This is a genomic window from Nonomuraea roseoviolacea subsp. carminata, from assembly GCF_024172185.1.
GTDB lineage: Bacteria > Actinomycetota > Actinomycetes > Streptosporangiales > Streptosporangiaceae > Nonomuraea > Nonomuraea roseoviolacea.
The window spans coordinates 3085067-3097694 of record NZ_JAMZEC010000001.1 but is presented as its reverse complement, the minus strand read 5'-3'; the positions used below and the strand labels follow the sequence as shown (position 1 = coordinate 3097694).

Below are 12628 nucleotides of genomic sequence, written 5' to 3'. Positions count from 1 at the left end.
TCTGGGTGCGGTACGTCAGTCCGGCGCCCAGTACTTCTGGCGCACCTGCTCAAGCTGCTGGACCACCGGCTTCCAGGAACCGGGCAGCGTGTGGCGGGTGGCGCGGTGGCCCCGGTAGGCGAGCGTGTACATCAGGAAGTCGGCCCCCTGCGGCGGTCCTTCCGAACGTCCGACGCGCAGGTGCTTCAGATGGCCGCGCAACGTCCGTATCTCCTTGCCGGTGAGGCACTTGTCCACGGTGGGGCCCGTACGGCGGCTCACCCGCGCGCACCCGTCGGTGTACACGATCACTCGGTCCTTGAACCCCGCGAAGCCACCCTCCTCGCGCAGCTCCACCAGCACCTTCTTGTGCACGGTCACCGCCTGCGCCGGCGGCGCCAGGGTCGCGCTCAGGGCCACGGCGAACGATGCCGCGAGCGCTGTCTGCCTGATCCTCATGCTTCTTAGACGTATCGGACCGGCCGTCGGCTCACGCGTCTTGGCACGCGTGGTACACCATCGTCATGCAGGCGCCCATGGGCCGGTCGGACCTGGTCCACGCGGGGTGGATCAGGGAGCGGAACGCGCGGGCCTTCTGCGAGATCGTCGCGTCACTCGTCCGGTACGACTTCGACGACCTCGACTGGCAGGCGGTCGAGGCCGCGCTGCCCCACACCGACGACGAGCGGGAAGCGGGTTGGTACGGCTACCCGCTCGTCGGCGAGGTGACCCGGCTCGACCTCAGGCTGGCGCGGGCCGTGGGCGGGGCGGTGGTCTCCGTCGAGGTGCGCGGTGTCGTGGACGAGGTGCTCCGGGGGCAGGTGGAGCTCGCCTGCGACGTGGCCGCCGCGTACGACCTGAGGCCCGGGCAGTGAGGCCCGGGCAGGGGCGACGGCCCCGAGCCCGGGCTACGCGGATCGACGGCTCCCCGGAGCCGGGAGCAGATCGGCGAACAGCGCGTCCCTGGAGGCCGCCGCGGCGTCCTCGGCCGCCGTGACCGCCGTCAGGATGGCGTGGGCCAGGCCCGTCGCGTCGAGCCGTCGCCGGCTCCGCGGGGAGATCTCCAGCCGTACGAGGACGCCGAGCGCGTCGGTGACGGCCGTGATCCCGCCGTCGTCGGCCCGGCCGGAGAACTCGGCGGCGCTCCATTCGTCCACCCTCTCCTCCGCCCGCGCGGCGGCGGAGACCATCGCGTCCAGCCGCGCCTGCGCCTCCTCGAACTCCTCCCACGCCTCGTCGGAAGCCTCCATCGCTCAGTCTCCTCCCAGCACGTTGCGGATGTAGCCGTCGAGCGGGTCGGCGGCGTCCGCGCCCGCGGTGCTCCCCGCCGGGCCCGCGAGGTCCTGGACGACCTCCGTCAGCCGCTCGCCCATCGTGCGGTGGGCCGCGGCGATCGCCTGCTGGACGGCATGCGCGAGCTGGAGGTGGTCGAGGCCGCGCAGGCCGCGCGGATCGATGGACAGCCCGCGCAGGCGCCCGCCGCCGGTCACCTCGGCGCGGACCACCCCCGACGGGTCGGCGCCCGCCAGCCGCTCCTCCTCCAGCCCGGCCAACGCCTCGTCGAGGGCGCGGGTCCAGCCGTCGGCGGCGCGCAGCAGGCCGGCGACGTCCTCCGGCCCGTTCACGGCGAACGTCTCGGCGTCCCTCATGAGGCATTCTTGGACGGCGGGCCGCTCTTGGGCGCGTCGCTCTCGTTCATGGGGACCCAGTACTCGTCCACGAGGCGGGGGTCCGCGATCGCGTCGGTGAGGTGCAGGTCGCGCGCGCCCCGCGCCGGGTCACCGGAGCGGTAGAAGGCGCCTCTCAGGTCGTTGAGCTTCAGCTCCAGCTTGTTGAGCTCGCTCTCGTGCTTGTTGAAGACGTCGGCGAACTGCTTGACGAGGTTGCCGGCCGCGCTCATGAACAGGCCGACCTGGGTCATCAGGGCGGCCCTGCCGACGGGGTGCGTGCTCATCGTGGCGATCGTGCGCAGGATGGGGGCCGAGGCGGCGTACAACCCGAACACCGACAGGTCGTACTCCATCACCTCCTTGTACTGGCTGTGCATCGTGCTGCTCATCGCGCCGGAGATCTTGCCGAGCTGGCCGTACAGGCCGTTGATGTTGAACCGGACGTACTGCTGGAGGGTCTGTTGCGCCAGGCCCTTCCAGTTGGGGGTGATGTCGTCGAAGAACGAGCGCCACAGGTCGGATCGGCTGCCCTCCAGCGTCCCGGACATCTCCTTCCACAGCTCGCGCCGCAGGTAGAACAGGAACGGGTTGCCCATGTTGAGGGTGGCCGCCACGTCGAGCGCGAGCGCGGCCGTGCCGAGCCCCGAGACCGCCATCGCGGCCCGGTTGCTCTGGCGCAGCGGGTCCAGCCCCTGGATCAGCCGCCGGTAGAAGCCGGGGTCGGTACGCGGCGTGGGGCTGACCGTGATGGTCCGCTGCACGGTGCCGTGGGCGTTGGTGACGTGCAGTTGCCGGTCGCCCGTGGGCGCGGTGTGGCCCGGCAGGATCAGCTTCGGTGGTTCGCCCGAGGGAACCGTCATCGCGGGTTCCTCCTCACGCGGGGGTGCTGTGGTGGTCGGCGGCGGCGTAGTTGTCGGCGGCCTGGAAGACCTTGCCGCTGTCGGCGCGCAACAGCTCCGACAGGATGCCGGCGCAGTCCCGCCAGGTGTCGGAGACGGTGTTGAACCGGTCGACGAACAACAACCCGGCTATGGGCACGCCGGCCATGGGGATGAGCTGCCAGCCCTCGAAGCGGGGAGTCCAGTGCTTGACGGTGTCCACGCCGGTGGCCGAGCTGTCCATGGTGCCGGCGAACTTCCGTACGTATCCCCCGTTGACGTCGTAGCCGCCGGAGCCGCCGGGGCCGCGGCCCGTTTCGTCCGGCGTCGGCCTCTGCGTGGCGGAGATCGCCCGCGCCGGTTGCGCGCGCAGGCTCTGCGGGAGGCAGGCGGGTGGCGGGCAGGCGGGGGTGTGCGGGCACGGGCTCACCAAGGACGGGGCGCCGGCCGCGAACGACGAAGCATGATCAACTGACACGGGGCTCTTTGTATCATCACCGTTCCGCTTCGACGGAGCCGCTCCCACCGGATCGGCCACGCCCGGAATGGCCGTCCTGACGTTTTGCCGGCCCTTGGCGTCCGGGCGCGGGCGATGGGGGTACGTCCTCCCACATGGGGCGATCTTCCGGCCCCGGAGGGGAGACGGTCATGTACGCGACGGTACGGCGATACGAGGGAGTCACCGATCCCGCCGAGGCGGGACGCCGGGTGAACGAGGAGTTCCTGCCGATCCTGCGCGACGTCCCTGGGTTCGTGGCCTACTACTGGGTCGACGCCGGGGGCGGGGTGATGCTGTCCACCAGCGTCTTCGAGGACGAGGCCGGGGCCGAGGAGTCCACCAAGCGGGCCGCGGAGTACGTGCGGGAGGGCCTCTCCTCCCTGCTGCCGAATCCTCCTCAGGTCACGGCGGGTGAGGTCGTGGCGACCGGGTAGCGCCCGGCCGCCGGGCCCGCCGGACGACCTGGTTCGGCGGGCCTACGCGTAAGTCAGAAATTCCCGACAAATAGCCCGTGGCCTTCTTATAGTGATCCGGTGGAACCGGATGATCTGTCCAGTCACCTGGTCGTTCTCGGCTTGCGGCCGGAAACGGCCCGGGTGTACGTACAGATGCTCTGGACGCAGCAGACCACCGAGACGGCGCTCGCCGAGGCGCTCGACATGCGGCCCGAACGGGCGCGCTCCGCGCTCAAGGAGCTCACCACCTGGGGCCTGGTGGCTCGGCACGACGCCGGCGACGGCTTCCGGGCGGTGGTCCCTGAGGTGGGCCTGGAGGCGCTGGCCCGGCGGCGGCAGGCCGACGTCGAGCGGGCGCGCATCGCCGTGGGCAACGCCTTCGAGACCCATCGCCGCTCGGCCCGCAGGGGCGCCGTCGAGTCGCCGGTCGAGGTGGTCACCGGCCCGGCGGTGAAGCTGCGCATCCGCCAGCTCGTCAACAGCGCCCGGCACGAGATCCGGCGGCTGGACCGCCCGCCGCACCTGTTCGGAGCCGTCAACAGGGCCGAGATCGAGCAGCTCGCCCGGGGCGTCGCCTATCGGGTCGTCTACGCGCGCGAGTCGCTGGAGCTGCCCGGCTACCTGGAGAAGAACGTCACGCCGTGCGTGGAGGCCGGCGAGCAGGCGCGGGCCGCGGCGGACCTGCCGGTGAACATGACCATCCTCGACAAGGACCTGGCGTGGCTGACCAGGCCCGAGGACGGGCGGGACGCGACGCTGACGATCGTCTATTCGGGCGGCCTGCTGGAGGCGCTGGCCGGCCTGTTCGAGAGCTGCTGGAAGACGGCGATCCCCCTGCACCTGGCGACCGGGACCGGACCGTCGGTCAGGGCGGCCGATCGCCGGCTGCTCGTCCTGCTCAACGCGGGGGTCAGCGACTCCAGGGCGGCCGAGAGCCTGGGGATGAGCCGCAGGACGTTCTACCGTCGGCTGGAGCAGCTCATGGCCCTGACGGCGACGACCACCCGGTTCCAGCTCGCCGTCGCGGCCGCTCAGCGCGGCTGGTTGTAGCCCGGACCCCGGCGGAAGGGACGCAGCGGTGAACCAGCAGACGCCAGAGGAGTTACGCAGGTCCCTCGACGAGGCGCTGGACTCCGGGCCGTTCAGCGTCGCGCTGCGGCTGGCCATCCAGGCCGGCGGCCTGAGCCTCGACCGCCTCCAGCACCGCCTGCGCGAGCAGGGGATCTCCGTGAGCAGGACCGCGCTGAGCTACTGGCAGTCGGGTCGCACGCAGCCCGAACGCGAGGAGTCGCTGCGGGCGCTGCGCGCTCTGGAGGAGGTGCTGCACGTGCCGCCCGGGTCGCTGGTCGGCCTGCTGGGCCCGCCGCGGCCCCGGGGGCGGTGGACCGGCCACCAGGCGCCCCGCCCGGCGCGGCCCGACCGGTCGTGGGCCAGGCCGGAGGGCCTGGTGCGGGTGCTGGCGCAGGTGGAGGCCACCCCGGACGGCCTGGACCACCTGCTCCAGCGGCGGCGCAGCACGCTGGTCCGGCTCGACGCGCACCGGCAGATCCGCTCGATGTCCGTGCAGGTGGTGCTGGAGGCGCGGCGTCCGCAGGTGCGGCGCGCGCTCATGGTGCACCACTTCCACATGGCCGGGGTGCCGGGACCGGCGATCGAGCATGCGCGCGGCTGGCGGACCGGCAGGGTGCGCGGCGACCCGGAGACCGGCTTCGAGGTGCACGAGATGATCCTCGACCGGATCCTCCCGCAGGGCGCGCTCACGGTGGCGGAGTACGTGCTCGCCTTCCCGCCCGGCCACCTCGACCCGTACACCGCCCACCGGGTGGTGCCCGGCACGCGCGAGCTGACCGTGGAGGTGGTCTTCGACCGGGCGGCGCTGCCCGCGCTCTGCCGCGCCTTCTACCAGCCGTCGGTCGCGCACCCCAGGACCACCACGGAGGAGCTGTGGATCGGCGGCACCGGCACGGCCACCCACACCGTCTTCGACCCCGAGCCCGGCATTCACGGGGTCGCCTGGGAGTGGGACTGACCCGGGGACCGGACCACCGCGGGTGAGGAGGCGTCCCGGCGCAGCAGGCGGGGCGCGCCCGTGCCGTCGGCCGGGACGGCGAACAGCGAGACGCGGCCCCCGCCGTCGGGCCGCGCGTAGGCGAGGGTCGCGTCGTCCATCCAGGCGGCCTGGTCGTCGACCTCCGCCCGCTCGGCCAGCGGGGTCTCGCGGCCGGTCCGCAGGTCCCTGACGTGCAGCCGCCAGCGTGTCCCGACCCGCTTCTTGTAGGCGAGGCGCGTGCCGTCGGGCGACAGCGAGGGGCACTCCACGTCGCGCCCGACCGCGGTGAGCGTGCGGCTCGCCAGGTCGCCGCGCAGCAGCCAGATGCGGTGGGCGGAGCCCATCGTCGCGTAGAAGGTCCGGTCGTCGGCGGCGAACGTGACGCCCCAGAAGTTGCGGTCCTCCCGCTGGTACGGCTTGCCGTCCACGATGACGGTGAAGTCCTCCAGCGAGCCGTGCAGGGTGCCGGTGCGGGTGTCGTAGATGCCGGTGGTGGTGGCGAAGGCGCCCGGGTTGTACGAGTCGCCGGTGCGGAAGACCGTCCAGGCGGTCAGCCGCCCGCTGGGGGAGACGCGCGCCCTGCTGGGCGTGCCGTCCACGCGGACCGGCTCGGCGATCTCCTGGTCGCCGCGCAGGAACGCCGCCTCGAAACCGGCGGGCACCGCCACGGTGCGCAGGCAGACCGTGGTGCCGCCCGCGGTGTAGGAGCGCAGGCAGACCGGGGCGCGGCGGACCGGCGCGGCGCCCGGGTCCGTGACCGGGACCTGGGCGAGAGCGCGGCCGTGGTCGAGGAACACCAGGGTCCCCGGCCCGGCGGCGGCCGGGGCGGCCGGGGCGGCTGTGGCGACCGCGGCCGGTCGCTCCGCGATCGCCCAGGCCACGTAGCCGCCGCCGGCCCCCACGAGCGCCGTGATCGAGCAGATCCCGGCGAGGATCCGCCGGCGGTCCGCCCTCACGACGACGTCCCCTTGGCGCGGTGGTCCGCTCCACGATGAGTGCTCACGACGACGCCCCCCCGGCGCGATGGTCTGCTCCACGGTAAGTGCTCACGACGACGCCTCCCTCACGCGGCGCGGGTCGGGCGGGAACGCGCCGGCCATGAGGACGCCGGCGACCAGCAGCGCGGCGAAGGCCGCGAACGCGCCCCGCAGGTCCCAGCCCGCGGCGAGCGCGCCGAAGACGATCGTGCCGCCCGCGCGGGCCAGCGCCTGGCCGGTCTGGGTGATGGCCAGGCCGCTGGCGCGCAGGTGCTCGGGTACGCGGGGCGCGAGGTGCGCCATGAGCACCCCGTCGGTGGCCGCGTAGAACAGCCCGTGCAGCAGCAGCACGCCGAGGGCCGCGACCGGCCCCTGCCAGGCGGCGGCGAGCAGCGCGTAGGCCGCCGCCAGCAGCACGTGGCCGGCGACGAAGACCTTCCAGCCGCCGACCCGGTCGGCGAGCTTGCCCAGCGGGACCGCCGCGACGAGGAAGACGAGCGAGGTGACCAGCGGCAGCAGCGGCAGCGTGGCCGCGCCGAGCCCGGTCTGCCGCTGCACCCCGACGAAGAGGAAGGCGTCGCCGGCCGTGACCAGCCCCAGCATGGTCGCGTACACGGCCACCCTCCGCAGCGGGCGCCGGGCCAGCAGCCGCCGGCCGTCCCGCAGGGAGACCCTCGGCCGGGTCCCCGGCGCGACCCGCCGGTCGCGCACGAAGCAGGCCAGGATCACCACCCCGATCATGGCCAGGCAGAAGCTGGTGACGAAGACCGCGTCGTAGGCGTCGCCGACGGCGGCCACCAGCGCGAACACCAGCACCGGGCCGAGCAGCGCCCCGGCCGTGTCCAGCGCCCGGTGCACGCCGAAGGCCGCGCCCAGGGCGTTGGCGGGCGTGGCGGCCGTGATGAGGGCGTCGCGGGGAGCGGCACGCAGCCCCTTGCCGGCCCGGTCGACGGCGACCGCCGCGCCGATGCCCGTGACGGCCCCGCCCACGAGGGGGAACAGCAGCTTTCCGGCCGCCGACAGGCCGTAGCCCGCCATGGCCACCGCCTTGGGCCGCGCGGAGCGGTCGGCCAGGTGGCCGCCGGCCAGCCGCAGCAGCGCCCCCGCGCCCGTGTAGAGGCCGTCGAGCAGGCCGAGGCTCAGCAGGCCGGTGCCGAGGCCGTACAGCAGGTACATCGGCAGGAACGCGGTCACCATCTCGGCCGAGATGTCGGTGAAGAAGCTCACCAGGCCGAGGGCGACCACGGTGGCGGGCACGCGGGCGGAGCCCAGCCGCCCGGTCGCCCCGGCCGGCCTCCCGGCGGCCCTGGTAGTGGACAGGTACACGGTTCACCCTCCTGGGGAGCGGGGACCCGGCGGGCGGGGCCGCCGTCCGCGGCCCCGCCCCACCGGTTTCAGAAGGTCGGCGGAGGACGGGACGGTCAGGACGAGGTGATCTGCACGTCGTCGATCGCGGCCTCGACGAGGCTCGCCGTTCCGGCGTCCGCCGCCTCGACGACGATCCGGACGCTCTGCCCGGCGAAGGCGGACAGGTCGGCGGTGAGCGTCTTCCAGGCGCCGTCGAGGTCGGTGGCGGCGGTGCCGGTCCGCTCCAGCACGGTGGTGGTCGAGGAGGCGCCGACCACCTTGACGCGCAGGTAGTCGTCGGGACCGGAGTTGTCGCGGTGCGCGAACGTGTACGACAGCTTCAGCGTGGACGTGCCGGAGGGCAGCGTGACGGCCGGGGAGCGGACGGTCGTGACGCCGCCGTCCACGTCGTTCGCGCCCGGGCCCGACCCGGCCAGCCGGCCGGTGACCAGATCGTTGACGCCGCTGGTCGTGCTGCCGAGCTGCTTGACGCCCTCCTCCTGGGTCTCCTCGGGGTCACCGCGCTCCCACCGGCCGCCGGTGGCGGTGTCGGCGCCGGCCGGGTTCACGGTCCAGCCCCGGTCGGTCTCGAAGTCGTCGGAGAAGACGGTCGTGCCGCCGCCCCCGCCGCCGACGGAGAGCTGCACGGTGGCCGTCCTGGTGAGCGAGCCGGACGTGCCGGTCACGGTCAGGGGATGGGTGCCGGCCGGGGTGCCCGCGGCCGCCGACACGGTGAGCGTGGCGTTCGCCGTCCCGCCGGAGCCGACCGTCACCGAGGCGGGCGAGATCGTCGCGGTGACGCCCGAGGGCTGGCCCGAGACGGTGAGCCGGGTCGTGCCGGAGAAGCCGTTCTGGCCGGCCACCTGCACGGTCGAGGTGGCCGAGGCGCCGGGGGCGACGTCCAGCGAGGACGGCTGGGCGCTCAGCGCGAAGTCCGGCGTGGTCGAGCCCGCCTTGTGGCAGGTGCCCGTGCCGCTGTCGGTGAACGTGCGGCCGGCGATCGGCACGAAGTCGAACCGGTAGCCGGTGCTGGACAGGGTCAGCTTGAGCACGCCGTGCGTGTTGGAGTTCTTGGCCTGGAGGTTGGCGGAGCCGCCGGAGCCGAGCGCGTAGAAGCTCCGGCCGCCGGTGCCGACGAGGATCTCCCTGATGCCGTTCGAGTCGGCCTTGCCCTGGGGATCCTGCGGGGCCCAGCGCTGGTAGTTGTGGTCGTGGCCGGCCAGCATCAGGTCGGCCTTGTAGTCGTACAGGGCCTTCCACAGCGGCCTGGTGTTGGTGGCCGCGCCGTGCTCGCCGACGTTGTAGAGCGGGTGGTGCAGGTAGGCCGCCGTGCACGGCTTGGTGGAGGCGGCGAGGTCCTGGCGCAGCCACTTCTCCTGCTCGGAGCCGGCGCTCATCGAGATGTTGCTGTTGAGGGCGACGAAGTGCCAGTCGCCGATGTCCCAGCTGTAGTAGCCCTTGCCGCGCGCTCCGGCGCGGGCGCCGTAGTAGTCGAAGTAGCCCGAGGCGCCGGAGGTCTTGTACTCGTGGTTGCCCGGGGTGGGGTAGGTCTTGTCGAAGAAGGCGCCCCAGGTCTTCTTGTAGTCGCCGTTGTACTCGCTGAGCTTGCCGCTCTCGTAGGCGTTGTCGCCGGCGGTGAACACGGCGGCCGGCTTGATGGTGCCGGTGATGAGCTTGGCGGTGTCGGCGCAGGCGCTGCCGCAGATGTCTCCCGCTCCGGCCACCACGACCTCGGCCGCCTCCAGGGACTGGGTGCCGGCCTGGTAGCCGTCCACGGCGTACGCGCTGGACGGGTCGCTGAAGTGCGGTCGCACCGTGACGCAGTCGCCGCGCAGGGCCCGGGTGGTGAAGGTCCGGTCGCGCCAGGTGTCCCCGGTGAACCGGAAGGCCCCGCCCGCGGAGCCCGTGACGGTCAGGCTGTCGTCGCCGCGCAGGTCGAGCCGGGTGAAGCGCAGGCGCAGCCAGCTCGCGCCGGAGCCGCACACCTGGCGGGCCGCGGCGCCCGCGGCTGATCCGGACACGGTGACGGCGGCCGTGGCGGCGCCGCCCTCGGCGAGCTGCGGCACGGCGGCCGCGGCCGGCGGTTCCTGCGCCGCCGTACGGGCGGAGGCGGCTGAGGCGGGGACGGGGGCTTGGACGGGTGGGGAGGCGGCGGCCTGGGCCTGTGCCGGTCCCGCGCCGAGCGCGGCCAGCATCGCCAGGCCCGCCGTACCGGACAGCATCCGGCGGCGTTCGTGGTGACGGATCACGGACGGTGTTCCTCTCGAGTGGGGTTCGGGTGCGGTGTCTCCGTGGGCCCCACGGTGATCGGAAAGTTACCCGCCGCACGTGCGCAGTCAATGGCGGTGTCGGACGGGCTGACAGCATTCAGTGAATGGCGGGGCGGCGCGCGGGCAGGTCAGCCCGAGTCGTGCCTGGCGGGCGCGTCGGCCAACACGTGCCGTTCCGCGAATTGACGGGACAGCGCCACCCGCAATAACCCCATTTACGGAGATTTATGGGTATTTGGGGATGGGAACGTGGCGCATTGCTGCCAGTGGCACACCTTCCCCCACAACGGCGGCGTCCGGCACGACCGTCACCCCATGAGACGACTCAGCCACCCCCTGGCCATCGGCGCCCTCGCCGCCGCGACACTCGCGGCCTCGACCGGCACCGCCCTCGCCGAGCCCCCCTCGCCCACGCCGGGCACGATCCGCGCCGCCGACCCCGGCCTCGCCGTCCAGGACCACTACATCGTCGTCCTCAAGGACACACGCGGCTTACGCTCCCGCGGCGTCGAGCCGTCGGCCAAGGACCTCACCGACCGGTACGGCGGAGCGGTCACCCGCACCTACTCCGCCGCCCTCCAGGGCTTCGCCGCCGCGATGTCGCAGGACGAGGCCCGGCGGCTCGCCGCCGACCCGTCCGTGGCCTACGTCGAGCAGGACGCGACGGCGACGGTCGCCGAGCGGCAGGACGACCCGCCGAGCTGGGGCCTGGACCGCATCGACCAGCGCGACCTGCCGCTGTCGCGCTCGTACACCTACGGCGGCACCGCCGACGGCGTCCGCGTCTACGTGATCGACACGGGCATCCGCGCCACCCACACCGACTTCGGCGGGCGCGCCTCCTTCGGCAGGGACGTGCTCGACAACGACGACGACGCGAGCGACTGCAACGGGCACGGCACCCACGTCGCCGGCACGATCGCCGGCACCCGCCACGGGGTGGCCAAGAAGGCCAGGGTGATCGCCGTGCGCGTGCTCGGGTGCGACGGGAAGGGGCCGAACTCCGGCGTGCTCGGCGGCGTCGACTGGATCGCCGCCCACACCACCGGGCCCGCGGTGGTCAACGTCAGCGTGAAGGCCTCGCCGAGCTCCGCGCTGACCGACGCGATCCGCGCGTCGGTGGCCAAGGGGTACACCTACGTGGCCGCGGCGGCCAACGACAACGCCGACGCCTGCAAGGTCGGACCGGCCAACATCCCCGAGGTCATCACGGTCGGGGCGACCAACCGCGACGACCGCCGGCGCAGCACCTCCAACTGGGGCAGGTGCCTGGACCTGTTCGCCCCCGGCGGGGACATCACCTCGGCGTGGCACACCGGTGACAGCGCCACCAACACGATCAGCGGCACGTCCATGGCCTCGCCGCACGTGGCCGGCGCCGCCGCGCTCTACCTGGGCGCTCATCCCGGCGCCACCCCGAAGCAGATCGCCGACGCCATCGTGGCGGCGGCGACCACGGGCAAGGTGACCAACGCGGGCAACGGCTCGCCCAACCGGCTGCTGTACATCGCGCCGGCGGCCCCGGCCGCACCCGGCGAATGACCTGTCAGGAGAGTCAGGCGTAGCGCTCCAGCCAGGCCACGATGTGCTCGACGTAGCTGTCGACGTACACCAGCGGCTTGCCGCCGAGTTCCAGGACCGCGACGAGGTGGTCCACGCCGAACGTGCGGTCCCAGACGCGGGCGCGCCGGTAGGTCTCGCGGTCGACGGCCCGGCGGAGGTTGTCCCAGCCGTGCCACGCCATGAACGCGGCGTCGATCGCCGGGTCGAACAGGTGAGCCCGGTCCCAGTCCAGGACGCCGATCAGCCGGCCGTCCTCGCCCCAGTGGACGTTGGTCCCCACGAGGTCGCCGTGGACGAGCGTGTCGGGGACCGGCTCCAGGGCCGTCGCCGCCGCCAGGCGCCGCCGGCCCTCCTCGCGCCACCTGGCGGGGAAGCGCGGGACGACCTCCTCGGCGAGGATCGCGGCCCAGTTGTCGCGGCCCTCGTGCTCGCGCGGCGCGGGCAGCACGGCGCGCAGCTCCGGGGTGACGGGGAGCTCCCGGATGGCGCCGAGCAGGGCGCGGGTCGCCGCCGGGTCGCCCGCGCCCTCGGGGAGCCCGGCGCCGTCGATCCACGACACGGCGACGGCCGCCCGCTCCTCGAACCGCGTCACCGGGGTCAGCGGCTCGGGGACGGCGAAGGGCAGCCCGGCGGCGGCGATCACCCGCAGCACCTCGGTACGGCGGGGCAGGGCTTCGGCGCCGGTGGGGCGCCGGCTGACGCGTACGGCGGCGACGCCGGGCAGCAGGACGACGTCGTGGATGCCGCCCCGGACGAGCCGGGCCGCGCCGAGGGGGGCTCCCGGCAGGAGCGCGTCGGCTATCGCCAGCAGGTCGTCGGGTACCCGGTCGGTCATGCGTTCGGCTGCTCCCGGTCATGCGGTCGGCGTGGGCGGGGAGAGTCCCGGTCGGCGAGGCGCTGACACCCCCGCGGACGGCTGTCAGTGGACGGCGAGTGCGCT

Annotated in this window: 14 protein-coding genes; 5 read left to right on the top strand and 9 right to left on the bottom strand. The window is 73.7% G+C overall.

Annotated features, from left to right (window positions below; translation table 11 throughout):
- Positions 1 to 15 precede the first annotated feature (15 nt).
- Positions 16 to 438: a hypothetical protein gene (locus tag HD595_RS14300; RefSeq protein ID WP_253769196.1), complete on the bottom strand. Its 423-nt coding sequence runs from the start codon at positions 436 to 438 to the stop codon at positions 16 to 18.
- A gap of 65 nt (positions 439 to 503) precedes the next feature.
- On the opposite strand from HD595_RS14300, the gene HD595_RS14295 reads away from it, so the two are divergent.
- On the top strand, positions 504 to 854 hold the full coding sequence (locus tag HD595_RS14295; RefSeq protein ID WP_253769193.1) for a hypothetical protein: 351 nt from the start codon (positions 504 to 506) through the stop codon (positions 852 to 854).
- A 33-nt stretch (positions 855 to 887) separates the two neighbouring features.
- On the opposite strand, the gene HD595_RS14290 is transcribed toward HD595_RS14295, so the two are convergent.
- Genes HD595_RS14290 through HD595_RS14275 form a run of 4 tightly spaced genes read right to left on the bottom strand, consistent with a single transcriptional unit; the run spans position 888 to position 3005 of the window.
- Positions 888 to 1229, bottom strand: coding sequence for a YbaB/EbfC family nucleoid-associated protein (locus HD595_RS14290; protein WP_253769189.1), 342 nt, complete (start codon positions 1227 to 1229; stop codon positions 888 to 890).
- A 3-nt stretch (positions 1230 to 1232) separates the two neighbouring features.
- Positions 1233 to 1628, bottom strand: coding sequence for a YbaB/EbfC family nucleoid-associated protein (locus HD595_RS14285; RefSeq protein ID WP_253769187.1), 396 nt, complete (start codon positions 1626 to 1628; stop codon positions 1233 to 1235).
- Entirely contained in the window at positions 1625 to 2509 is an 885-nt protein-coding gene (locus tag HD595_RS14280) for a hypothetical protein (RefSeq protein WP_253769185.1), read from the bottom strand. Before HD595_RS14280 ends, HD595_RS14285 begins: the two co-directional genes overlap by 4 nt.
- Before the next feature lie 13 nt (positions 2510 to 2522).
- On the bottom strand, positions 2523 to 3005 hold the full coding sequence (locus HD595_RS14275) for a hypothetical protein (RefSeq protein ID WP_253769183.1): 483 nt from the start codon (positions 3003 to 3005) through the stop codon (positions 2523 to 2525).
- Positions 3006 to 3139: 134 nt separating this feature from the next.
- Between HD595_RS14275 and HD595_RS14270 the strand changes: the two genes are divergently transcribed.
- The 3 genes from HD595_RS14270 (at position 3140) to HD595_RS14260 (ending at position 5510) form a co-directional block, all read left to right on the top strand.
- Positions 3140 to 3460: a hypothetical protein gene (locus HD595_RS14270; protein WP_253769182.1), complete on the top strand. Its 321-nt coding sequence runs from the start codon at positions 3140 to 3142 to the stop codon at positions 3458 to 3460.
- 99 nt (positions 3461 to 3559) lie between these two features.
- Positions 3560 to 4531, top strand: coding sequence for a TrmB family transcriptional regulator (locus HD595_RS46725; RefSeq protein WP_253769180.1), 972 nt, complete (start codon positions 3560 to 3562; stop codon positions 4529 to 4531).
- Positions 4532 to 4559: 28 nt separating this feature from the next.
- Positions 4560 to 5510 carry a hypothetical protein gene (locus tag HD595_RS14260; protein ID WP_253769178.1) on the top strand — a complete coding sequence of 317 codons (951 nt, stop codon included), beginning with the start codon at positions 4560 to 4562 and terminating at the stop codon, positions 5508 to 5510.
- On the opposite strand, the gene HD595_RS14255 is transcribed toward HD595_RS14260, so the two are convergent.
- The 3 genes from HD595_RS14255 to HD595_RS14245 all read right to left on the bottom strand — a co-directional run bounded on the left by HD595_RS14255 (position 5483) and on the right by HD595_RS14245 (position 10104).
- The gene (locus HD595_RS14255) at positions 5483 to 6487 is read right to left on the bottom strand and encodes a TolB family protein (protein WP_253769176.1); all 1005 of its coding nucleotides are present in this window, start codon (positions 6485 to 6487) and stop codon (positions 5483 to 5485) included. The genes HD595_RS14260 and HD595_RS14255 overlap by 28 nt on opposite strands.
- Before the next feature lie 90 nt (positions 6488 to 6577).
- Positions 6578 to 7834, bottom strand: a complete 1257-nt coding sequence (locus tag HD595_RS14250) for an MFS transporter (RefSeq protein ID WP_253769174.1) — start codon at positions 7832 to 7834, stop codon at positions 6578 to 6580.
- Between the two features lie 95 nt (positions 7835 to 7929).
- A complete protein-coding gene (locus HD595_RS14245; protein ID WP_253769172.1) occupies positions 7930 to 10104 on the bottom strand; it encodes a metallophosphoesterase in 2175 nt (724 codons plus the stop codon).
- 336 nt (positions 10105 to 10440) lie between these two features.
- Between HD595_RS14245 and HD595_RS14240 the strand changes: the two genes are divergently transcribed.
- Positions 10441 to 11667: a S8 family peptidase gene (locus HD595_RS14240; protein ID WP_253769171.1), complete on the top strand. Its 1227-nt coding sequence runs from the start codon at positions 10441 to 10443 to the stop codon at positions 11665 to 11667.
- 13 nt (positions 11668 to 11680) lie between these two features.
- Here HD595_RS14240 and HD595_RS14235 read toward each other — a convergent pair whose 3' ends face one another.
- Positions 11681 to 12523, bottom strand: coding sequence for a phosphotransferase family protein (locus HD595_RS14235; protein ID WP_253769170.1), 843 nt, complete (start codon positions 12521 to 12523; stop codon positions 11681 to 11683).
- Positions 12524 to 12628 lie beyond the last annotated feature (105 nt).